The 22,953-nt window shown below is 30.7% G+C and carries 27 protein-coding genes and 4 tRNA genes; 14 read left to right on the top strand and 17 right to left on the bottom strand.

Going from position 1 to position 22,953, the window contains the following annotated elements; all coding sequences use genetic code 11:
* Positions 1-326: 326 nt before the first annotated feature.
* The 6 genes from ABMY20_RS07015 to ABMY20_RS06990 all read right to left on the bottom strand — a co-directional run bounded on the left by ABMY20_RS07015 (position 327) and on the right by ABMY20_RS06990 (position 5,336).
* Complete coding sequence (locus tag ABMY20_RS07015) at positions 327-1,343, bottom strand: AraC family transcriptional regulator (RefSeq protein WP_047789236.1); 1,017 nt, start codon at positions 1,341-1,343, stop codon at positions 327-329.
* Positions 1,344-1,383: 40 nt separating this feature from the next.
* The gene (locus ABMY20_RS07010; protein ID WP_255724871.1) at positions 1,384-1,506 is read right to left on the bottom strand and encodes a hypothetical protein; all 123 of its coding nucleotides are present in this window, start codon (positions 1,504-1,506) and stop codon (positions 1,384-1,386) included.
* 187 nt (positions 1,507-1,693) lie between these two features.
* On the bottom strand, positions 1,694-2,065 hold the full coding sequence (locus ABMY20_RS07005; protein ID WP_047789237.1) for a hypothetical protein: 372 nt from the start codon (positions 2,063-2,065) through the stop codon (positions 1,694-1,696).
* A gap of 111 nt (positions 2,066-2,176) precedes the next feature.
* Complete coding sequence (locus ABMY20_RS07000) at positions 2,177-4,327, bottom strand: ATP-binding protein (protein ID WP_167713530.1); 2,151 nt, start codon at positions 4,325-4,327, stop codon at positions 2,177-2,179.
* A 2-nt stretch (positions 4,328-4,329) separates the two neighbouring features.
* Complete coding sequence (locus ABMY20_RS06995; RefSeq protein WP_047789238.1) at positions 4,330-4,776, bottom strand: response regulator; 447 nt, start codon at positions 4,774-4,776, stop codon at positions 4,330-4,332.
* A gap of 17 nt (positions 4,777-4,793) precedes the next feature.
* Complete coding sequence (locus tag ABMY20_RS06990; RefSeq protein ID WP_047789239.1) at positions 4,794-5,336, bottom strand: AraC family transcriptional regulator; 543 nt, start codon at positions 5,334-5,336, stop codon at positions 4,794-4,796.
* 269 nt (positions 5,337-5,605) lie between these two features.
* Here ABMY20_RS06990 and ABMY20_RS06985 point away from each other — a divergent pair, with 269 nt between their 5' ends.
* Complete coding sequence (locus ABMY20_RS06985) at positions 5,606-6,028, top strand: pyridoxamine 5'-phosphate oxidase family protein (RefSeq protein WP_349264947.1); 423 nt, start codon at positions 5,606-5,608, stop codon at positions 6,026-6,028.
* Between the two features lie 82 nt (positions 6,029-6,110).
* Here the strand turns inward: ABMY20_RS06985 and ABMY20_RS06980 are convergent, their stop codons facing one another.
* Both ABMY20_RS06980 and ABMY20_RS06975 read right to left on the bottom strand, forming a co-directional pair.
* On the bottom strand, positions 6,111-6,590 hold the full coding sequence (locus tag ABMY20_RS06980; protein ID WP_053056682.1) for a hypothetical protein: 480 nt from the start codon (positions 6,588-6,590) through the stop codon (positions 6,111-6,113).
* Between the two features lie 67 nt (positions 6,591-6,657).
* Entirely contained in the window at positions 6,658-7,032 is a 375-nt protein-coding gene (locus ABMY20_RS06975; RefSeq protein WP_159617121.1) for an ArsC/Spx/MgsR family protein, read from the bottom strand.
* Between the two features lie 143 nt (positions 7,033-7,175).
* Between ABMY20_RS06975 and ABMY20_RS06970 the strand changes: the two genes are divergently transcribed.
* The 4 genes from ABMY20_RS06970 to ABMY20_RS06955 all read left to right on the top strand — a co-directional run bounded on the left by ABMY20_RS06970 (position 7,176) and on the right by ABMY20_RS06955 (position 7,895).
* Positions 7,176-7,487 (top strand): hypothetical protein, encoded by a 312-nt coding sequence (locus ABMY20_RS06970; RefSeq protein ID WP_047789242.1) that lies wholly within the window; start codon positions 7,176-7,178, stop codon positions 7,485-7,487.
* Positions 7,488-7,591: 104 nt separating this feature from the next.
* Positions 7,592-7,664: transfer RNA gene (locus tag ABMY20_RS06965), tRNA-Gly, on the top strand.
* Positions 7,665-7,707: 43 nt separating this feature from the next.
* A tRNA-Gly gene (locus ABMY20_RS06960) sits at positions 7,708-7,780 on the top strand.
* A 42-nt stretch (positions 7,781-7,822) separates the two neighbouring features.
* Positions 7,823-7,895: transfer RNA gene (locus tag ABMY20_RS06955), tRNA-Gly, on the top strand.
* Positions 7,896-7,928: 33 nt separating this feature from the next.
* Here the strand turns inward: ABMY20_RS06955 and ABMY20_RS06950 are convergent.
* On the bottom strand, positions 7,929-8,570 hold the full coding sequence (locus tag ABMY20_RS06950) for a rhomboid family intramembrane serine protease (RefSeq protein ID WP_047789243.1): 642 nt from the start codon (positions 8,568-8,570) through the stop codon (positions 7,929-7,931).
* An 87-nt stretch (positions 8,571-8,657) separates the two neighbouring features.
* On the opposite strand from ABMY20_RS06950, the gene ABMY20_RS06945 reads away from it, so the two are divergent.
* On the top strand, positions 8,658-9,566 hold the full coding sequence (locus tag ABMY20_RS06945; protein ID WP_047789244.1) for a lysophospholipid acyltransferase family protein: 909 nt from the start codon (positions 8,658-8,660) through the stop codon (positions 9,564-9,566).
* A gap of 80 nt (positions 9,567-9,646) precedes the next feature.
* Here the strand turns inward: ABMY20_RS06945 and ABMY20_RS06940 are convergent.
* From ABMY20_RS06940 to ABMY20_RS06930, 3 genes are all read right to left on the bottom strand, one after another.
* Positions 9,647-9,722, bottom strand: a tRNA-His gene (locus ABMY20_RS06940).
* Between the two features lie 55 nt (positions 9,723-9,777).
* Positions 9,778-10,494 (bottom strand): bacillithiol biosynthesis deacetylase BshB1, encoded by a 717-nt coding sequence (bshB1, locus tag ABMY20_RS06935; protein WP_047789245.1) that lies wholly within the window; start codon positions 10,492-10,494, stop codon positions 9,778-9,780.
* Between the two features lie 63 nt (positions 10,495-10,557).
* Positions 10,558-11,967: an MATE family efflux transporter gene (locus tag ABMY20_RS06930; RefSeq protein WP_349264946.1), complete on the bottom strand. Its 1,410-nt coding sequence runs from the start codon at positions 11,965-11,967 to the stop codon at positions 10,558-10,560.
* A 152-nt stretch (positions 11,968-12,119) separates the two neighbouring features.
* On the opposite strand from ABMY20_RS06930, the gene ABMY20_RS06925 reads away from it, so the two are divergent.
* The 6 genes from ABMY20_RS06925 (at position 12,120) to ABMY20_RS06900 (ending at position 17,436) form a co-directional block, all read left to right on the top strand.
* Positions 12,120-12,878: a Rossmann-like and DUF2520 domain-containing protein gene (locus ABMY20_RS06925; RefSeq protein ID WP_349264945.1), complete on the top strand. Its 759-nt coding sequence runs from the start codon at positions 12,120-12,122 to the stop codon at positions 12,876-12,878.
* Complete coding sequence (locus tag ABMY20_RS06920) at positions 12,862-13,389, top strand: HAD family hydrolase (protein WP_047789248.1); 528 nt, start codon at positions 12,862-12,864, stop codon at positions 13,387-13,389. The genes ABMY20_RS06925 and ABMY20_RS06920 overlap by 17 nt, the downstream gene beginning before the upstream one ends.
* A 50-nt stretch (positions 13,390-13,439) precedes the next feature.
* Entirely contained in the window at positions 13,440-13,865 is a 426-nt protein-coding gene (locus ABMY20_RS06915; protein ID WP_047789249.1) for a DUF2147 domain-containing protein, read from the top strand.
* Between the two features lie 114 nt (positions 13,866-13,979).
* Positions 13,980-14,420, top strand: a complete 441-nt coding sequence (locus ABMY20_RS06910) for an Rrf2 family transcriptional regulator (protein ID WP_047789250.1) — start codon at positions 13,980-13,982, stop codon at positions 14,418-14,420.
* Positions 14,421-14,486: 66 nt separating this feature from the next.
* Positions 14,487-15,206, top strand: a complete 720-nt coding sequence (ric, locus tag ABMY20_RS06905) for an iron-sulfur cluster repair di-iron protein (RefSeq protein ID WP_349264944.1) — start codon at positions 14,487-14,489, stop codon at positions 15,204-15,206.
* Positions 15,207-15,216: 10 nt separating this feature from the next.
* A complete protein-coding gene (locus ABMY20_RS06900; protein WP_349264943.1) occupies positions 15,217-17,436 on the top strand; it encodes a nitric-oxide reductase large subunit in 2,220 nt (739 codons plus the stop codon).
* 57 nt (positions 17,437-17,493) lie between these two features.
* Here ABMY20_RS06900 and ygiD read toward each other — a convergent pair whose 3' ends face one another.
* The 3 genes from ygiD to ABMY20_RS06885 form a co-directional block, all read right to left on the bottom strand.
* A complete protein-coding gene (gene ygiD, locus ABMY20_RS06895) occupies positions 17,494-18,324 on the bottom strand; it encodes a 4,5-DOPA dioxygenase extradiol (RefSeq protein ID WP_239180771.1) in 831 nt (276 codons plus the stop codon).
* Between the two features lie 133 nt (positions 18,325-18,457).
* Complete coding sequence (locus ABMY20_RS06890; protein WP_349264942.1) at positions 18,458-19,033, bottom strand: YceI family protein; 576 nt, start codon at positions 19,031-19,033, stop codon at positions 18,458-18,460.
* A 17-nt stretch (positions 19,034-19,050) separates the two neighbouring features.
* Positions 19,051-19,560, bottom strand: coding sequence for an NAD(P)H-dependent oxidoreductase (locus ABMY20_RS06885; protein ID WP_159615940.1), 510 nt, complete (start codon positions 19,558-19,560; stop codon positions 19,051-19,053).
* A 111-nt stretch (positions 19,561-19,671) separates the two neighbouring features.
* On the opposite strand from ABMY20_RS06885, the gene ABMY20_RS06880 reads away from it, so the two are divergent.
* A complete protein-coding gene (locus tag ABMY20_RS06880) occupies positions 19,672-20,028 on the top strand; it encodes a helix-turn-helix domain-containing protein (RefSeq protein WP_125344477.1) in 357 nt (118 codons plus the stop codon).
* 318 nt (positions 20,029-20,346) lie between these two features.
* Positions 20,347-20,622 (top strand): hypothetical protein, encoded by a 276-nt coding sequence (locus tag ABMY20_RS06875; RefSeq protein ID WP_159495380.1) that lies wholly within the window; start codon positions 20,347-20,349, stop codon positions 20,620-20,622.
* Positions 20,623-21,518: 896 nt separating this feature from the next.
* Here the strand turns inward: ABMY20_RS06875 and ABMY20_RS06870 are convergent.
* Entirely contained in the window at positions 21,519-22,052 is a 534-nt protein-coding gene (locus ABMY20_RS06870; RefSeq protein ID WP_349264941.1) for a hypothetical protein, read from the bottom strand.
* 171 nt (positions 22,053-22,223) lie between these two features.
* A complete protein-coding gene (locus tag ABMY20_RS06865; RefSeq protein WP_047790780.1) occupies positions 22,224-22,640 on the bottom strand; it encodes a hypothetical protein in 417 nt (138 codons plus the stop codon).
* Positions 22,641-22,953 lie beyond the last annotated feature (313 nt).

The raw sequence follows: 22,953 nt of genomic DNA, 5'->3' as shown, positions 1-22,953 counted from the left end.
GTTTTCTTATAAATAGATCAAGAAACTTCCATAAAAAATATAAAACAACTCTAGCTGATAAAGACAAATTATTTAATTTTTTCCAATTCTTTTTCTATATCCTTTCATGGGGCACTATTATTTTAATCTTTATTATTTGGGTCAAGTTTCTTTATTCTTAATAATCTATAAATTTTAAACACAGTATAATCGATATTCTATTTATTACTTATTAACCCCCAACATGAACTATCTTTTTAAATAAAAGATAGTTCACTTAAAAGTTTGATTATAAAAACAAAAAGAGGCTACATGTAGCCTCTTTTTGTCAAAAAAAATGAAATATATTATGCTGTTGCAGCTAACTTAATTCTAGATTTGTATTCTGTAGGAGTGCAATTGTATTTTTGTTTAAATATCTTACAAAAGTAACTTCTACTAGAAAATCCTACAGAATAAACTATTTGTGATATGTTTAAATCACTATTTTTTATTAATTCTTCTGATTTTTTTACTCTTTCTGTCCTTATAAAATCATTCACAGTTGTATTATGCATTAATTTAAATCCTTCTTGAAGCTTTGAGGAAGTTACTCCTGTTTTTTTACATAAATCTTCTATAGTAGTTGCTCTTTCTGGATAATTTTTTATGTACGTAGAAATTTCTTTTATCTCTTGCATTTCTCTTAACGTTAAACTCCCTGTAGGTTGTTTAGAATTCTTCAAATCTCTTTTGTACTGTTGTATTTCTAGAGCTAAAACCATATGTACTATACCTTCAATTAGTAAACTACGCATTACCCCATCTTCTTTTATCTTCGTTACTTGCTCTATTTTTTCTGCTATTTTTAAATTATGAGAGCTAATAAAAACATTATTTTCTTTTTTATTTTTCACAAAAGTTTCAAACAACTCTTGATGAACTGTATTTTTTTTAACTGAAGCTGTTAATTCGTAAGCTGTTATAAGAGTAACAATTACATTTGTTTCTTTTTTAAAGTAAATGGTATTTTTAGACGATGTTATGTTTGACATAAAACCTATCTGAAACGGCTCTAATGTTGTTTTTTTGTTTTTCTTAGTAAACTGATGCGCTATTTTACCTTTACTACAATAAGCTATATTTACTGCTTTACTAATATTTGTATTTATATTTAGGGCTATATCTTCATTAAAAGTAACATTAAACTCTAAATATGAAATGTTATTTTTTAGTAAAACACCTCTCACTTCACCATAACCAATTTCATTATCAAAGGTTAAGCAATGCTCTTTGAAACATTTTTTATATGAAGCTGATAATTGCTCTTTTAACTGACCAAACGTTTTTACTATTGAACTGCTATTTATGTGAAGTGTTTTCATGTCTACTCTTTTTAGGTTAATAAATTAGTTTTTCTTTATTCTAACATTTTTTCTTTTTTGGTGTTTTTGCTTGTGAAGCTAAGTTTTGTAAATATTCTGTTTTAGCTACTATCTTACCTACTTTAGCATTTAACCCTTGCTTATCATATACTCTAGTCTTCATTATATTTCGTTATTAATTACATTACAAAAATGCAACCAATACACGCATTCTTCATTACATAATTTTTGCTTTGTTTTATATAATTTTTAGAAACAATTAAAACACGTGTAATCATTGATGTTTAGATTGTTTTTAACAAAAAAAGATCTCTATGTAGAGATCTTTTTTTATCATTATTTATAATTTATTATCGTTTACAGTTTGCACTCCACGACTTCCCATCTTTGGCCATCTTTATATTTAAAGAACTTTCATCTATTACAATAAGACTAGCCTCATCCCAATCTAACTCAAACTTATTTTCACCTTTTTCTATTTCTAAACCACTAATTGATGGTATGTCGTCAGAAAAAATAAAATTGTATGTATCTCCTGTTTTAGCTACTGTAACACTTCCATTTTCTGCCGAAATTGAGTTTTCTCCATTATCATAAGAAACACTTCCTTCATATGTACCTACAAATAAATCATTATCTTTTGGATCATCACTTTCACTACATGCTGTAACTGTTAATAAAACTACTCCTAAAATGCTTAATAATTTGATTAAATTCTTCATGTTTTTCTTGTTTTTAAATTATACTACAAAGATGCAGTGTATCTAAAAACCGTGTGTTATATAATTTTTACTTTGTGTTATATAATCTTTAGAATTCATTAAAAACTTAAACTATGCTGGTAAATATATTGTAAACACAGCACCACTACCCTTTATTCCTGTAGCTTGAATGTATCCTTGATGTTTTAATACAATTTTTTTACAAATAGCTAATCCTATACCTGTTCCAGAATATTCATGCTTTAGATGTAAACGTTGGAACATTTCAAAGATTTTATCTCTCATATTATTGTCAAAACCTATACCATTATCTATTACTTTAATTAAATAATATGCTTGATGATTTTTTACGAAAGGCTCATCAATATCAATAGCTTCAATTTTTTTAGAAGTTATGGTTACTTTTAGATCCTTTTCTTTATTACGATACTTAATTGCATTAGATATTAAATTGTTAAATAACTGATTTAACTGAAATTCTATCCCTTTTACAGCAGGCAATTCTGTATACTCTAAAACAGCATTAGCTTCTTCTATAGTTAATGACAAGTCATCTATTACATCTTGTAGTACATTATTTAAATTTACTAATGACAAATCGTCTTCTTTTCTATTTATTCTAGAAAAAGACAATAAATTATTTATTAATGTACGCATTCTTAAACTAGCGCTATTAGCCCTTTCAATATACTGTTTGTTTTTTTCTGATAACTCATCATCATTTGTGAGCCTTGACAGGTACATTTGTACTTTTCTTAATGGTTCTTGTAAATCATGACTTGCAATACGATTAAAAGATTCTAACTCTACGTTTTGATGTACTAATTCAGCATTTTTTTGTTGCAACTGCAATTCTGTTTCTACCTGTTTAGTTACATCTTGAATTATCCCAATCATCGTTATTTTGTTGTCATGTTCATTAAATGCTCCGTTTGTATACAAATGTTTTATTACATTTTCTTTCGTTATTACTCTAAAAATAAATTCAACCGCCTGCTCTTTTTGATAAGCTTCGTTTATATTCTTATCATAAAGCTCTAAATCATCTGGATGCACAAACTCCCTAAACTTTACAGAAGAAGAAGCGAACTCTTGTGGTTTATATCCTAAAATCCTATAAACATTATCTGACAAAATAGTATGGTCTACTTTCATAAACCATATATAACTCCCCATCTCAGCTATTTTCTCTGCTTCTTTTAATAAATCATTACTTAATTTTAATTCATGATTTAATTTAGATAAGTCTTTCTCATATTTTCTTGATTTTGATATATCTGATATAATCACTTTTATATCATCTTGAGAAGGGAAAAAACGTCTTAAATATGTTGTTTTTTCTTCATCTACATCAATTTCAGAAACTTCTTCTATTGATTTCTGTAAGGAAAAGGAATCTATTAATTTTTGTAATTCTCCTGATACTTTTAACTCAGGATAAACTTCAGTAACCAGCCTACCCAACAGTTCTTTACTATTATAACCATATATTTCTTTCGCACTACTTGCATATTCAATTTTAAAGTCTATTACCTCTTTATTATTATCATAAACAGGAGTATAAACTCTAACTATATCAGTAGAAGCATTTAAAATACTTTTTAAAAGTGAGTTTGTTTTAAAGTACAACTTACGACTCACAAACAATCTATATAAAGAAAATAATAATAAAAGTAATGCAAAAGCAGACGATATAACCATCATCCTAATAACTGATTCATTCTTCTCTTCACGATAAGTTACTAGTTTAGAAATATCTTCTTTCTGTTGTTCTAAAATATGTTTTTTTATAGAGTCTATTTTATGTAAAGAAGAGTTTATTCCTAAAATTTTCTTCTTTTTTATACTATTTCTTAAAGAACTAAAGGTAGTATCTAACTCTACTAAATTACCAAATAGTTTATTTTGTTCTTCCGCTATTTTATTAATACGCTCTAACTGTTTAGGCTTATTTCTAAAATCAAATAACAAACCTTGAATACTTATATATATATCGTTATTTATAGTATACCATTTATCTGGGTCTAATTTTCTTCTTAAAATAGCCGCTTCTAAATGCTCGGTTTGCATTAATTTATATTTTTTTGAAAGCTCCTCTAGCTTTATATATTCATCATAATTAATTTTTGAAGAGTCTGTAGCATTTTGAAAGTCTTGAAAAAAAACATAAGACACTATAAAGACTACAAGTAACATACCTATAGCTATAGATGAAGTAACAACATAAGCTTTATTTGATTGAGTAAAACTATTTTCAAACATAGCTAAATTCTTAATAAAAAGTTATCTTTATTTAAATTTGAAGTTTGGTACTGCCAATTAATTTGCAGTACTTTTTTTATAACTTTCTTTAATTCTTTAAAAGATGTAGGTTTGTTTATGTATATATTAGCTCCATTAACAAACGCCTCTTCAATATCTTCTTCTGAAGAAGATGTTGAGTATATAGCTACTATTATACTTTGTAATTTTGGAGTTTTACGAATATCTATTAAGCATTCCATACCATTTTTAATAGGCATATTCAAGTCTAAAAAAATTAAATTTGGAAGCTCTTTACAATCATTACACAAATAACTCATTAAATCTTGTCCATGGTTAAATGTTTTTAGCTCTGAGGCAATATTTATCTCCTCAATAGCATCTTCAAAAAACATACGATCATCTATATCATCGTCTGTTAAAATAATTTTTAATTTATCTTTAGCCATAATTAACTAATACCTGATTATTGGTTACGTTTTTCCACTATACGTTTAAAAGTAGAAGTGGTAAGTCCAGTTACTTTTTTAAACTGCCCTGACAAATGAGCGACACTACTATAGTTTAATCTATAGGCTATTTCAGTTAATGTTAAATTACTATTTAACAATAATTCTTTAACTACATCTACTTTTCTTAAAATTATGTAGTTTTCTATTGAGGTGTGGTTTGATTCAGAAAACAAGTTAGATAAATAAGCATACGAATAATTTAACTTATCAGACAAATAATCAGAAGCATTCATCCTTGCTGCTGCTTCATCTTTCAACATCTCATCAATAATTATTTTTATTCGCTGAACAACATCTAACTTTTCATCGTTAGTAATATCTATTTTAAAAGGAGCTAATAATTCTTTTATTTTTTCTTTTTCATTTAAAGAAAGTTCCTTTTCAAAAACTACTTCTTGAGAGCTTGTTACATAAAAGGGCAAGCTTAACTCTTTTAAATGATACGTTAAAAAAGATTTTAAAGCTGTGTTAGCATCAAATTTTAAATAAATTTTCATGTCAATTTACATTATTAAATACTACTCTTCCCTCCAAACAATCAAAAGTAGTTTTTTTTAAACTTTTACAAAGCCTCTTAAATAATTATTTTACTTTTATTTTTTAATGTAAAGTTAAAATGAACTTAAAAAACAATTTAAATTAATAAAGTATCTACTAAAAAACACTTAACATAATATTATATAAGCTCTTTTTTTTTCTTTTTGAGTTAAAAAAAAACTATACTTTCCTCAACTTTGTACATAATAATTTTATAAAGATTAGACAGATGAAAAAAAATGATTTAGTAGATAAAAATGCTATTGAAAGAATTCAGTCTATCCTAATAAACACCCCAACATGCATGTTAATTAGTTCGTTAAGTGAACCAAACCCTTCGGTTTGCCCTATGACTGTTAAAACAATTGACAATGATGGAGCTTTGTGGTTTTTATCAGATAAAGAATCTGAACACTATAAAAACATTGAAAAAGATAATGACTTACTCTTAACTTTTACTAATAACACAGACAAACAATATTTATCAATCAGAGGTAAGGGCATTCATTACGAATCAAAAGGAATTATAGATAAGTTACTCTCACAACAAGACTTAAAAAATAATAACCTTCACACCATTACTATCCTTAAAGTTATTATAAACAGTGCATACTACTGGGATGTAAATTTGAAAAAATCTGTAACCATTTAAAAAGTTTTTATAATTATCACAAATAAAAAAAGCAGTTCGTTGTGAACTGCTTTTTTAGGATGGATTATTTGTAAAATGTATATTAACTATTTAATTCATCAGCTAATTTATCAAAGGCATTCTCTACATCATCATAAGCTTTCTCAAACCCTTTTTTCACATCATCCCAAGTATCTTCAGAACTATTCTTTAATTTTTCCATGCTTGCTTTAAGTTTTGTTCTTTTATTTTTTAAAGAAGCTAACAATTCTTGACGCTCTTTCTTTACACTTTCACTTGCATCATTATAACTATCACTTACATTTTTCTCTAATTTATCAATCTCAGCATCTAATTTATCTATTCCTTTGTTAATTGATTTTGTCACCTCACTTTTCTTTTCAAAAGTATAATCACCTAGGTCAGAAAAACTCTCTTCAATTTCATCCATTCCTTCTTCTACGCTCGCTTCCACTTCATCCATTTTTTCTTTTACCTGTTCTTTTTTTTCTTTTTTGTTTTCACAAGAAACCATTACAACTGCTGTTAATAATGTTGCTAAAATTAATTTTGATATTTTCATAATTATTCAGTTTAAATTTATACCTACTCTCTTAAAGGGTTTTCGGCTTACTCCCTAAAATTATTTTCTAATTATCTAACACATTCATCATATCAGTTTTTTCTTTAATTCTCAAAGCTTTATCTGCATTAACAACAATAGGAACCTGTAACAAACTAGGTTTGCTATTTATTAATTTCAACCAGTCTGTCTCATCAAAGCTCGTTACATCTCCTACATCTTCAGCATTTGAGTGCTTAGGTGAAAACAACTCTCCTAATGTTACATTTAACATAGCAGCTATTTCTAACCATATTGTATCTGAAATTTTTTCTTTACAAATATTTATAATCTGTAGCTTTTTATCTACGGCAGAAGCATAAGCTAACATTTCTTTACTAAAACTGGATTCACAGGAGTAAATAAATAATAATTGCCTTTTATGTTTTGCTAACACAGTCATTAATTTAGTTTATTAATTTATTACAAAATTAGTTTCATATGGTTTTATAAATTAACTTAAATAGATTAATATTTAACTCATATAAGTTAATCTTGTTCTTTTTGATTCTATACTTTTGAATGTAATTTTAATACTCATACACTATGAATAACAATTCTAAACATGAAATAAATAAAATTGAATATTATAAAAACAAAGGATACACTGCTAGTTATCATCTTATTAATAATAAATTAATTGACGTAGATACTAAAAAAGAATATACCGTTAAAGACGTTACTATTGATGAAGAGTATAGGTATGAAGGTTATTCTAACCCTGCTGATTTAAGTATTCTTTATATATTAACAATGCACGACGGAACAAAAGGCACTATTTTAGCTGCTTATGGCCCAAGTGCTAATATTGAATTAACTTCTTTTTTAAATAAGTGTTCTTCTAAAAAAAATACTTAACTCATTATCTGACACTTATAAAAAGTGTGCTTTTTTTTCATTTTTTTTTACAAAAAAGTCTTTGTAAATAACAAAAGCAGTATTATATTTGCAACCGCTTTACTGCGGGAGTAGCTCAGTTGGTAGAGCGTCAGCCTTCCAAGCTGAATGTCGCCAGTTCGAACCTGGTCTCCCGCTCAAATTTTTACATAATTGTAAGAAATTACAAAAAGTCTTTACCGCGGGAGTAGCTCAGTTGGTAGAGCGTCAGCCTTCCAAGCTGAATGTCGCCAGTTCGAACCTGGTCTCCCGCTCAAATTTTTACATAATTGTAAGAAATTACAAAAGTCTTTACCGCGGGAGTAGCTCAGTTGGTAGAGCGTCAGCCTTCCAAGCTGAATGTCGCCAGTTCGAACCTGGTCTCCCGCTCAAAAAAAACCGAAACTAATGTTTCGGTTTTTTTTATTTATTTAGCTTATCTCCAAATAAAAACAATCCTAGAATAATTACTCCCATAATACCAACCATTATTGTATGATTTGTTATCACACCTGGTCGCAACACTAATGTTATCAAATATCCACCAATAGCACCTCCTAAATGAGCGGAATGACCGATATTACCTACTTGGTTTTTCATTCCGTAAATAGAATACAATAAATATCCTACACCAAAAACATATCCTGGAATTGGTATTGGTATTGGCAACATAACCAACTCCATACTTGGATATAACATTATAGAAGAAAATATTACTCCAGACACAGCTCCTGATGCACCAACTGCACTATAATAAGGCATTTTTTTATGTTGATACAACGAATACATACTTCCCGATATTAAACTTACAAAATAGATTAAAATAAAATTGAATGTACCAAAACTTGAGTCAACTACTTTTCCAAATAAATACAAAGCATACATATTAAATCCTAAATGCAACCAATCTACATGCAAAAAACCTGAAGTTAACATTCGTATTTTCTCTCCCCCTAATATTCTTTGAACTTGAAATTTATAACGATCAAAAAAAGCTGCATCACTAAATCCTTTTAAAGATACCAACACATTAGCTACAATTAGTATAATAATAATTTGACTCATAATTTATATATATCCACAAACATAAACAAAAGTTAACAAAACAAATCATTCAGTAATTAATACGATATTTGTCAAAAATATCATTTAATGAAACTATTCTTATTTATTATTGTTTATCCACTAATATGGATGCTATCAATTTTACCCATGAGATTATTATATATAATTTCTGACTTTTTTCGTCTTATTATATTCAACCTTATTGGATACCGTAAAAAAGTGGTTGTAGAAAATCTAAAAAAAGCTTTTCCAGATAAAAGCGACAAGGAAATAAAAAACATTGCAAGAAAGTTTTACAAACACTTTGTCGATTTAATTTTTGAAAGCATTAAGTCTTTTACCATTAGTAAAAAAGAAATACATAAACGCTACAAATACAAAAACCCTGAACTAGTAAACAAACTAACTAAAGAAGGTAAAAGCATTGCTTTAGTAGGGGCACATCAAGCTAACTGGGAATGGTCTTTTGGACTTCCTTTAGTTTTGAACGGAGAAGTTTTTGGTGCCTATACAAGGCTTGCCAACAAATACTTTGAAAAAGCTGTAAAAACTTCAAGAACTAAATTCGGAATTATCGGTTTAAAAACTTCTGAAACCGTCAAAGGAATTCACAAAAATTACAAAAATAAAACACAAGGAATATACATATTATTAAGCGATCAATCTCCTCAAATACACAAAACTCATTATTGGGCTAAATTCTTAGGTATTAAGGTTCCAGTACATACTGGAGCTGAAATACTTTCAAAAAAATATAACTTTGCTGTAGTCAACTATGTTGCAAAAAAAGTTAAGAGAGGTTATTTTGAAGTTGAATTTGAACTGATAACAGAAAATCCAAAAGATTTCGAAAACTATCAAATAACAGACAAGTATTTAGAAATTACCGAAAAAAATATCAAAACACAACCAGAGTTTTATTTATGGACACACAAACGCTTTAAACATAAAGACAAATACGCGCAATGGCTAGAAAACAGAAAAGCTTCTCAATAAACTGAGAGGCTTTTTATTCAACACTAATTTTAAAAGTAAATTTAAAACACAAAAAAACCTCCTCAAATTGAGAAGGTTTTGGGTGAAAGACCGGGTTCGAACCGGCGACCTCCGGAACCACAATCCGGCGCTCTAACCAGCTGAGCTACAATCACCATGTAACTTGCGGGTGCAAATATACATTCTTTTTACATTGTGGCAAAACTTTTTTTTAAATTAATTTACTTAAATTTTCTACTGCCACGTAACGTTCTGATGTAAAGCCTTCTGCAAAATCAACTCCTATTAATCTACCCAAATCTCTTGCCCTATACTCTATACTATCGGTAAAGTTTTTACTAGTTATAGGCGTTTCTGGCTCATTACTTTTCGGATCAAAAAACTGTGATGAATACGCCATAACTGAACTTATTTTTTTGTCCATAAAACCAGTAACATCTACCACAAAGTCAGGTTCAATATTTTTCCATTGTATATAGTGATAAACTTGTTTCGGTCTCCATTTTTCTTGTTGAGCTCCATCTAACTCAGTTACTATTTTAAGCAAACCACTTAAAAAACAAGCATCAGACACTAACTGACTTCCTTTAGAATGATCAATATGGCGATCATCAATAGCATTACACAACACTATTTCTGGTTGATACTTACGTATCATTTTTATAACCTCTAGTTGATGTTCTTTATCATTTTTAAAAAAACCATCTGCAAAACCTAGGTTTTCTCGTATTGATACTCCTAAAATATCAGCGGCTATTGATGCTTCTTTATCACGCAATTCGGCAGAACCTCTTGTTCCTAACTCTCCACGAGTTAAATCAACTATCCCAACTTTTTTTCCTTCTGAAATTTCTTTAGATAAGGTCGCTGCACATCCTAATTCAACATCGTCAGGGTGCGCTCCAAAAGCTAATATATCTAGTTTCATTTATTGTATTGTTTTATATAGTACTTCCTTTAAAATAATTATAGCTAATTTACTAAATGAAGTTTACACTTTAACTGTTTTCCATTTTCCTTTTTTAAACATCCAAATACCAACAACAGCTATTAAAATTTCTGCTAAAGTTATTGCTAAAAAGACTCCTATAGGACCAAAATCTAACGTAATAGCCATTATGTATGCAAACGGTAATTGAAATAACCAAAAGCACACAAAGTTGATATAGGTTGGTGTTTTGGTATCTCCTGAACCATTAAAAGATTGAATTACAACCATTCCATAAGCATATGCTATGTATCCAGCTGCCATAATTTGCAAACACAAAGCTCCATTTTCAACAACTTCAGTCTTTTCAGAAAACCATCCTAAAAAAGTTGGAGCAAAGAATATATAAATCAATGAGACTGCTCCCATAAAAATTGCACAATATTTACTCGTTATCCAAACAGACTTCTCTGCTCTCTCAGGTTGTTCTGCTCCTAAATTTTGACCTACCAATGTTGCTGCTGCATTACTCATTCCCCAAGCAGGCATCAAGGTAAACATCATTATTCGAATGGCAATTGTATACCCTGCTAGCACTTCACTACCAAATTCTGACATAATTCGCATTAAAAATACCCAACTTGAAGTTCCGATAATAAACTGCCCTATTCCTCCTAATGACACTTTTATTAAGTTTATCATTACAGAAACTCTGACCACTAAATCTTTAACCGCTATTTTTATTTTACCTGCTCCAAAAAACAATACTCCTAATTGCGCTATAACTGCCGTCCCTCTTCCAATCGTTGTTGCAATAGCCGCTCCCTCTACTCCATATGCAGGTATTGGACCTAACCCAAAAATAAAAATAGGATCAAGTATAATATTTAATCCGTTTGATAAAATCAGCGTCCACATTGCAATGGATGCATTTCCCGCTCCTCTAAAAACAGCATTGATTAAAAACAATAACATTACTGTTATGTTTCCACCCAATAATACACGAGTATATCCGTAACCTTCAGCAATTAAATCAGGCTCGCCTCCCATAAGTGCTAATATTTCCTTCGGATATACAATTCCAACAATACTAATAAGGATAGAAATAAAAACTCCTAAAAATATAACTTGCACTGCTGTTTGATTTACTCCTTCTAAATCCTTCTCCCCTGTTCTTCTAGCGACTAAAGCTGTTGCTGCCATACTTAACCCTATGGCTACAGCATACACTAACGTAAGTACAGACTCTGTTAACCCTACAGTAGCTACAGCATTTACGCTTACTCTAGATACATAAATAATATCTACCAAAGCAAAAATAGATTCCATCAGCATTTCCAAAATCATCGGAATTGCTAATACAAAAATTGCTTTACCAATACTTCCTGTCGTAAAATCTTGCTGTCTTCCTAAAACAGCATCTTTAAAAAGTGAGAATATAGTTTGTTTTGATGTTTGATTGTTTTCAGTCATTATAAAGTTTTATAAATACATAAAATTGTCTTAAAAGAAATAAGACATAACTATTTGTTGCTCAAGCAACACAACTATTTGAGGTGACTTATACAATCATAATGGTACAAATATGCGAAAATAATTTTAATTAATTTCAATATCTTCGTGCTATGATTAAGGTTGCCATTATAGGAGGCGGTAATGTAGCTACACATTTAGCCAATGCTTTTAGTAAAACAAACGAAGTATCGTTAGTACAAATGTATGCTCGAAATATAGAGCAAATAGAGCATTTAAAAGAAGTTACTCCTATTACAAATAGTATAGAACTTTTAACAGAAGCCGATGTGTATATCATTGCGGTTTCTGATGATGCTATTGGTGATGTTTCTCGTAAAATTGAACAAAAAAACAGCTTAGTTGTACACACTTCTGGTAGTGTAGCTATGCAATCGTTACAAAACAGTGGACGAAAGGGTGTTTTTTATCTATTACAAAGTTTTTCTAAAGACAAAGATGTAAACTTTGATGAAATTCCTTTTTGTTTAGAAGCTGAAAACGAAGAAGATTTGCAGTTATTAGAGACCCTTGCTAAATCTATTGGAAAAAAGGTATATCGAATCAACTCGGAGCAACGTAAACGATTACATGTTGCTGCCGTTTTTGTAAACAATTTCACTAATCACATGTATAAAATTGGCGCTGATATTTGCAACGAATATCAAGTTCCTTTTGAAGTATTACTACCTCTAATTCAGGAAACAGCTCAAAAAATAACCGAATTGAGTCCTAAGGCAGCACAAACAGGTCCTGCCAAAAGAAATGACCAAAAAACTATTCAAAACCATTTAGCATTATTAAATGCTGAACAACAAGAAATTTATAAACTTATTACAAAATCAATCCAACAAAATGGAAAAGAGTTATAAAGAATACTTACCTCAAATAGATACCTTTATTTTTGATGTAGACGGAGTATTAACTAACGGAATCGTAACCGTTTTTCCTGACGGACAGCTTGTACGTCAAATGAATATTAAAGATGGATACGCCTTAAAAGCAGCTGTAAAAGCTGGCTATAAGGTTTGTATTATTTCTGGTGGAAAAAACGAAGGAGTGCGTACACGTTTAGAAGGCTTAGGTATTACCGATATTTATTTAGGAGCTCATGATAAGATTCAACAGTTTAATGAATTGGTTAAAAAATACAAACTAAACCCAGAAAACATAGTGTACATGGGAGATGACATCCCTGATTACCCTGTAATGAAACTCGTTGGTATGCCCTCTTGCCCTAACGATGCCGCTCGTGAAATACAACAAATTTCAAGATACATTTCTGATAAAACTGGAGGTAATGGTTGTGCTAGAGATATTATAGAACAAGTATTACGTGTACAAGGAAAATGGGATAGTAACTTTGATGCACAATACGATTAATTAATTGGAATACTTTTTGAGAATTAAAATACTATTAAAACTTTTAAATTATGAAAAAAATATTTTTTGCTTTATTATTTACAACCGTTAGCTTATCCATGAGCGCACAAACTATTTTCGGAAAATGGGAAAATCGTGACGAAGAAACCAATAAAGTTGATTCTGTAATAGAAGTATATAAAAAAGATGGAAAAGCTTACGCTAAAATTATTGAGATCACAGACAAAAATCGTCAAGAAGCTGTTTGTGATAAGTGTAGTGGAAAGCGTAAAAATAACCCTATTTTAGGAATGAATATTTTAACAGGTCTAAAAAAAGATGGTGATGAATGGAGTGGTGGAAAAATTTTAGATCCTAAAAACGGAAAAGAATATAAATGTTATATTAAACTTGAAAACGACAACAAGTTAAAGATTAGAGGCTACATAGGTTTTGCTGCCTTTGGTAGAACCGCATACTGGTACCGAAAAAACTAAGTCTTAAAAGCATTCAAAAGCATCATTTTTTTATGATGCTTTTTTTATAAAAAAATAAAAGACTTTAGTGTCTTTTATAAAGAAAACTAATATCTTTGTAACATATTATTTTATATGTTTTCAAAATCTTGTGAATACGGTTTAAGAGCAACTATTTTTGTTGCAGAACAATCTAGCTTAGATAATAAAGTTGGTGTAAAAACTATTGCTGCCGCTATTGATTCTCCTGAAGCTTTCACAGGGAAAATATTACAAATTTTAACAAAAAATAATATCATTGATTCTATTAAAGGTCCTTATGGCGGATTTGTAATTAATAAAGCTGACCTTAAAAAAATTCGCTTAAGCGATGTGGTTCGTGTATTAGATGGTGATAGTATTTATACGGGTTGCGGATTGGGTTTAAAACAATGCGACGATAGCTCTCCCTGCCCTCTTCACTTTAAATTTGTAGAGATTAGAGATAACTTGAGAAAAATGTTAGAAGGAAACACCCTACATGATGTATTATACACCAACGACAAGAAAAATACTTTTTGGCTAAAACGAGAATAAAAAAATTTAGAATAATAAAAGACAAAAAGGTCTTTTTATAATTTATAAACATTAAATAAAAACAAAATGAAGATAAATAACAACACAACAATAGCAGACATAGTTGCAAATAACTATAAAACAGCTACAATTTTTAAACTATACGGAATTGATTTTTGCTGCAACGGTAACAGAACTATTCAAGAGGTTGCTAAAAAAAAGAACATTGCTCCTGATATATTAATCAATAAACTAACTCGCATTGATAAAGGTTCTAAATCTACTAACGATTATCAAAGCTGGTCCTTAGATTTTTTGTGTGATTATATCTACCAAAATCACCATACCTATGTGGAAAAACAAATTCCTGAAATTTTAGAATATTTAACCAAACTAGCTAAAGTACATGGTAACAACCATCCTGAGCTACACGAGGTTTTACAACTCTTTAAAGAAAGTGCTGGGGAACTTACTACACATATGAAAAAAGAGGAACTTATTTTATTTCCTTTTATTAAAAAGTTAGTTGAAGCAAGTAACTCAAACACTCCCCTTTCTCCTCCTCCATTTGGTACGGTAGAAAATCCTATAAACATGATGCACACAGAGCATGATAATGAAGGTAATAGATTTAGAACAATTGCAAAACTTACCAATAATTACACTCCACCTGAAGACGCTTGTAACACTTATAAAGTTGCTTTAGCTATGCTACAAGAATTTGAAGAAGACTTACACAAACACATTCATTTAGAAAACAATATTCTATTTAAAAAAGCAATCAAATTAGAAAATCAATTAAATTAAATAACTAATAATGAGAAAAATTTGGACTGGATTTATTGCAGTAGTGGTATTATCATTTATTGCATTAATATGGGTAGGTACAGAAATTTATCAAACCCAACCCCCTATACCTGAAACAGTAAAAGTTAACGGAAGTAATGAAACTATATACACTAAAAAAGACATACAAGATGGACAAAATGTTTGGGAATCTATCGGAGGAATGGAAGTCGGTTCTATTTGGGGGCATGGAAGTTATGTAGCTCCAGACTGGACAGCTGATTGGATTCATAAAGAAGCAGTTTACTTGTTAAACTACTGGGCTAAAAAAGACTTTAACACCAGCTATGATGCTTTAGATGAAGAAAACAAAGCTGCCTTAAAAGCTCGTTTGGTAAAAGATATTAGAACCAACACTTTTAATGAAAAAGACCAATCAATAACAATTTCTAAAGAGCGAAAAGAAGCCATTGAAGCAAACGCTGCGTATTATGCAAGCATTTTTTCAGAAGGTCATGAACAATATGCCATTCCAGAAGGAGCATTAACAGATACTGATAAACTAGCTAAGCTTAATGCCTTTTTATTCTGGACTTCTTGGGCTGCCAGTACAGAAAGACCCAATCAAGACTATACCTATACTTCTAACTGGCCTCACGAACCGTTGATTAATAACACAATTACTCCCGATTCACAACTCTGGTCAGGGTTCTCAATAATTTTATTGTTACTATTTATTGGAGTGTTGACCTATTACTACATTCGAAATCATGAAAAAGGAGAAGCAGTAACAAACCCAAACAACGATCCTTTATTAGACTTAAAGTTAGTCAGCTCTCAAAAAGCAGTATTAAAATACTTTTTAGTCATCTCACTTCTTATTGTATTACAAGTTGTATTGGGTATTGTTACTGTGCACTATACGGTAGAGGGTCAAGCTTTCTTTGGTTTTAATTTATCAGAATATCTTCCGTATTCTATCTCTAGAACCTGGCATACACAACTTGCTGTATTTTGGATTGCCGCTACATGGTTAGCAACAGGATTATTCTTAGCTCCAATTATTAGTGGTAAAGAAATGAAGTTCCAAGTTTTCGGAATCAATTTCTTGTTTATCGCCTTGTTAATTATTGTTTTGGGTTCTATGTTGGGAGAATGGTTAGGTGTGCACCAATTTTTGGATTTAACTACTAACTTCTTCTTTGGTCACCAAGGATATGAATACATGGATTTAGGTAGATTCTGGCAAATATTCTTAGGTATTGGTTTAATATTATGGGTAGTTATGGTTGGTAGACACGTACTATACGGTATCCGTAAAAAAGACGACTCAAAACATTTACTTTCTATCCTATTAATAGCTGTAGTTGCTATTGGCATGTTCTTTTTCTCAGGATTAATGTATGGAGAAAACAGTTCACTACCTGTAATTAATTATTGGAGATGGTGGCTCGTACATCTATGGGTAGAAGGATTCTTTGAGGTATTTGCTACGGTGATTATTGCCTATATTTTCTCTCGTATGAAAATTATTTCTACCAAAACAGCAGGAAAAACAGCGATAGCCTCAGCTACCATTTTCTTAGCAGGTGGTATCATTGGTACCTTACACCATTTATATTATTCAGGAACTCCAGTACAAGCCATTGCCTTAGGAGCTACGTTTAGTGCTTTAGAAGTGGTACCATTAACGTTAATGGGCTTTGAAATTAGAGAAAACTGGAATTTATTGAAAAAGAATGCTTGGATTCAACGTTACAAATGGCCTATCTTTTTCTTTATTGCTGTTGCCTTTTGGAACATGGTAGGTGCTGGTGTTTTCGGGTTCTTAATCAACCCTCCTATTGCTCTATATTACATTCAAGGATTAAACACAACTGCTGTACACGCACATACCGCACTATTTGGAGTATATGGAATGTTAGGTATGGGCTTTATTTTAATCTGCCTACGCTTGTATTCAAACATTGCTTGGAACGAAAAGCTCGTAAAAAATGCATTTTGGTTTTTAAATGGTGGGTTAGTTTTAATGGTTGTATTAAGCTTACTACCTGTTGGTATAATTCAAGCTTACACTTCTATTACCAAAGGATATTCTTTTGCCAGAGATCCTGAATTATTATACAATCCAACAGTACAAACTTTAAAATGGATGCGAATGATAGGAGATATTGTATTCTCTTTAGGTATTGTATGTTTCTGCTGGTTTGTGGTAAGAACAACGATTAATGCAATAAAACAAAAATCGTAACCCCTCCTTATTTTTATAAAAAGTCTGTTTAGACCACATCTATACAGACTTTTTTTATTATCCTATTTTTAGCGAGGTCATACTTAAAGAACCCGCTAATAGTTTATCATTAAAAAGCTGAATTTCTTCATTTTTTTGTTGCAATCCTAAACTATAAATTAACGGTAAATAATGATCTGGTGTTGGTATTGCAAGCTGAAAAGCTTTTGACTGTTTTGTATAATCAATCAAAGGTTGATAATTTCCTTCTAATAAATATGTGTTAACCGTTTCTCTTGCTTCAATAGCCCAATCATATCCGTAATTATCCTTATCAAAATTTTTCCAGTCAACCATTCGTAAATTATGAACAATGTTTCCACTACCAATAATCAATACACCTTTCTGTCTTAACGATGTTAGCTGTTTGGCTAATTCAAAATGATAGTTAGCATTTTTGGTATAATCAATACTCAATTGAATTACGGGTATATCAGCCTTCGGAAATAAATGTTTTAATACGGTCCAAGCACCATGGTCTAACCCCCAATGCTCATCTAATTCTACAAAATTAGGATGTAACAATTGTTTGGTTTCTTTTGCTAGTTCAGGACTTCCGATTGCTGGATATTGCTGTTCAAATAACTCTTGAGGAAAACCACTAAAATCATGAATTGTTTTAGGCTTTTCCATTGCTGTTACTTTTGTTCCTTTGGTAAACCAATGTGCCGAAACACAAATGATTGCCTTTGGCTTTGGAAGTGTTTTTGAAACATGTTGAAAACCTCTCGTAAACTCGTTTTCTTCAATCGCGTTCATAGGGCTACCATGTCCTAAAAACAATACTGGCATTGTTTGAGAAACAGGTAAACTATCTGATAACTTTTTTAAACCTCTTAATGTTCCCATACTCAAATTTACTGATGCTAACCCTAATAACTGTAAAAACGTCGTTCGTTTCATAAGGGATTCTTGTTTAACTCTATTTAAAAAACATACCCCAAACATTGGTTTGAGGTATACATACAATCTTAGTTGGGTTTTAAAAAACCAAATCAACTACCAAATCAAACTCGTCGTAAATTGCTTTATCTTTTAAACCATCAAAAAAGCTTGTAGAACCGTATTTTACATCATACTTTGCTCTATCTACTTTTAACGATGCTGTTGCTTTTTCTCCATATACAGAAATTTGAAAAGTAACAGGATTTGTTTTATTCTTAATTGTTAGGTCAGCTGTTACTTCGTACGAATTCTTTCCTTTAGCTTTCACCTCAGTAAAAACTAATTTTGCTGTTGGATGATTATTCACACCAAAAAAATCGTCTGATTTTAAATGCCCTTCTAACTTTTTTTGGTACTCTCCAGATAAATCTGTCACAGCTATAGAAGTCATATCTATTGTAAACTCCCCTCCTACTAACTTCTCTTTTTCAAAGTTTAATACTCCTGATTGTAAACTAACCGTTCCTTCGTGAGAACCTGTTACTTTATAACCTTTCCATACCACTTTACTTTCTTTGGTATTTACTTTTTTTACTTCTTTTATAATGGTAGTAAACGATAGTGTTGCAAATGCAATGAATACGAACACTAAAGGATTTTTTAAATTTTTCATTGTTTATGGTTTTATAATTATAAGATTAAATCTGCGTATTGTTTAGAATTTACTTTTATATCTTCAAACTTCGGATTGTCATTAGCTCCGTAAAACACGTGTAATGGCAACATTTCTAATCCGCAATACTGAAACGAAACAGTCACTGATTTTAATAACTCTTCTAAAGACACAAAACTGTTATAGGTTTCTTCAGTACCTCCTGTAGATACTGATAAACGGATTTTTTTTCCTTTTAACTTATCTCCTTCAGGTCCAAAAGCCCAACCATACGTTAATACCTCATCCATCCACTTTTTAAATAAAAATGGCGTGTTGAACCAATGCAACGGAAATTGAATAATAATACTATCATAATTCAATAATAACTCTTGCTCTTTTGCTACATCAATATTTAAATCTGGATACTCTTTATATAATTGATGAATGGATACTTTATCCTCATGCTGTTGTAGCTCATCTATCCAAGTTTTGTTAACTCTTGACTCCTCAATATTTGGGTGTGTTACAATTACTAAGTGTTTCATTCTTTTATGTTTACTTATTTTTATATCACAAAAGTATGTATATTTGCTATACAAAAGTAACTACTATACTTTAGTATACCAGTATACAAAAGTATACCAACCCAAAAAAACATGGAAGCAGTTGTTCAAATGGAAGAGCTAAAAAGATGCTCTGTTCAATATGTATTAGCATTAAGAGACACTTTAAATGTAATAAGCGGAAAGTGGAAACTATCTATCATTGGTAGCTTGTTATATGGTAAAATGCGCTTTAAAGAATTGCAACGAAATATTGGAAAAATTTCTCCAAGGATGTTATCTAAAGAATTGAAAGATTTGGAAGCTAACGGAATTATTAAGCGTACTATTTACGATACCACTCCTGTTACGGTTGAATATGAATTAACAGAATCTGGAATGCGATTACATACTGCTTTAGATGTGATGGTTAAATGGGGAATTGAGCATAGAGAATTAACTTTAAAGTAAGTTGACACTTCTTTATTATTCCACCCAACATTACATAACGTCATTACGAACGAAATGCTGCAAAGTGACGTAATCTCATGAATAAGAGCAACTCATAACTTTGAGACCTCTCACATCTGTTCGAGGTGATAATAATCAACAAACAAATTGCTTCGTCATACCTCCTCGCAATAACGATAGTTAAAAAACAGGTTACTTCCTCCCTACTCTTTATTATTACAATAAAAAACACTTCGGAAATCCACATTTTTTTCTGCATATATCACCTTTTAAATCATTATTCCAACAAGTAATTTTGCATATATAAAATCATGAATTATGGAAGAAGTAGTTTTTAAAGCCTTATTAACTGATACTAAATTTAATAGAATAGATAATTTTATTCAAGAAGTAATTAACACTAACAAAAATAACGGAGCTACCTACGAGTCAGTAAGAGAGTCTATTATAAAATTGGTTTTATACCGATTTATTAAAATAGACACTAACGCTTCTAACGACTGTATTCTACGAGAGAATAATTTTTATCAAGCTCGTGAACTTGGTAGTGTGAGTTCTTGGTTAGAAAAAAGACGTACTTACGAGTATTCTTAATAAAGTTACTTACACACACTAAAGTCAAATTGGATAACAACCTAATCCAGTAAATCAAAAACGGTCATTTCGAACGGACACTGAGCGAAGTCGAAGTGTAAAGTGACGTAATCTATTGAATGGGAATCACTCACAAACATATACTTTCATTTTGTCTTGATACAAAACGAAACAAAAAATCAAGATTTATTTTTCCTTTTTTGAATTCTACGTTTTATTCCGTATTCGAATCCAGACCGTAAACTCTTTGGATTCTCTTATACTCCATAACCTCGAATTCTAGCAAAATAAAAATAGGTCGGTTTTTACTCATAAGCCTTCTTTACTTTGTAATGACAATAATAAAACGTAATTACGAACGGACACTGAGTCTTTCGACTATCGCTCAAGATAAACTATGATCGAAGTGGAAAGTGACGTAATCTCTTGAATGGGAGTTACTCATAACTTTAAGACCTCTCAACTTACTTCGTAAACTATCTTCGTTTAAATATATTTTGAACTCGATAATGCTCGAGGTGACAGTAGTCGAGAAAAAGATTGCTTCGTCCTTCCTCCTTGCAATGACGATAACAAAACTGTCCTCAGAAAACAAGCCAAAAATTACACCGCAAGAAACGTTATAAATAAAAAGCTGTTTGAGCGATAGCGAGTTCTTTTTATTTAGTTTTGAGGATGATAATTTTCGTGTGAAGGTTTCGAAAGACTAGATTTTTTGGTTCTTTTTCATCAATGGAAAAAGAACAATACTACAATAACAAAACAGTCTTTTCGAGTGATAACGAGAAACCGTAAGGTTCAGCGAGGCTAAATCTCACGAATGGGAGTCACTCATAACTTTGAGAACTCTCACATATATTCGAGGTGACAGGAATAGACCATCTTAGAAAACACAATTACTTACTTTTTAATCTTTCTATTTCCTGTAGTACCTTATCTAAAGTAATTTGCAATCCAGTAACCTCACTTTGCAATTTAACCACTTTTATGTAATTGTTTTCCCGTAGCACCAACTCTAGATTCCTTTTTCGTTGAGTAATCCATTTTGTATCTTTTACTGTTAGGTTATTTTGATGTAATAACACTGTACACGCATGCAATCCTCTCAACCCAATTGCTCTTTTCTTTTGTAATCTCTCTAAATCTTCTTGTCTATTTCGTAAACTTTTAGCCACTTTTTTCTGTAATCGCTCTAATTCAGGTATGGCTTTTTGTTGTTCTTCCTCTATAAAGGCAGTAGCATGTGTTAATTCAGTAATAGATGTTTTTAATTCCAGTGCTTTATATAGCGGAATCAATCTATCTAACTGTTGTAAGTTATAATTTCTCCGTTTTAACGATAGTGACTTTACTGTATCGGTTGATACTTCTAAATAATTAGCCACTGCAATAATAGAACAATAAAAAAAGAGTCTTATTTTCTCTAACATAGCTTGTACACTTTTTAAAGTAACATCTTTTTTGGTGTACACCTCTTGTACACTTTTTTAGTTCGCAATTATTTTAGTGTACACCAGTTGTACACTTTTCAAAATCATATTTTTTTTGGTGTACAAAAAACACCCAAAAAAGTCCAATACTATGATTGGACTTAAAGAAGCTTAGGCAGCCAACGTTGTTTTGTGATTTTCAATTTCTGTAATCGCTGCTGTTAATACCGTTACTTGCGCCTCTAGTTGTTGATGATCTATTTGATCTTCTAACACATTTACTGAACTGTAATTAGCGTTTCGATTTTCTAACGATTTTAACTTCGTTTCTTCACGCTCAATTTTTAGTTCCAAGCTACGCTTTTCTTTTTCGTCGGTAATAACACCTAATGCCGATTCAAAACCAGCAATAATAGCTTTTACACTCACAATTCCCTCTTTAACGGTGGTGGTTCTTTCTGCCTTGTCTTCTAACGATTCCCCTAAATTTCGAAGTCTTCTTTCTAATAAGGTTTTCTCTGCTGTGGTGATTTCAATAGCGGTATCACACTCTGCTTTTGTAGTTAATAATGCTAAATTCAATTCCATAATATATATAATTTAAAAGGTTACAATTTTTTTAAGGAGAATTTCTTTTGAATAGTAAATCGTAGATTTTTTAGACTTATTGTAGCGTTAACGTTTCGTTATGAGCTTTTTAACAAAAACCTTTGTTTTTTAACATAGCAACATCATTATAAACAATACACAGTAGAGATTTTTCCAATTACCCCAACTATCACTTCGAGTGAAATTCTTGAAACATAATGAAGAGAATTTTGTATCGAGAAGTATTTGGTAACAACAAGGTTCTCGATACTATTTTGTTCCACTACGCTACACAAAATCACTCGAACTGACA

Origin of the sequence: Tenacibaculum sp. SSH1-16 (genome assembly GCF_040104435.1) — a bacterium.
In the GTDB taxonomy this organism is placed as follows: domain Bacteria; phylum Bacteroidota; class Bacteroidia; order Flavobacteriales; family Flavobacteriaceae; genus Polaribacter; species Polaribacter mesophilus.
Note: the sequence above shows the minus strand (reverse complement) of the source record. Positions and strands in the feature narration are given on the sequence as shown.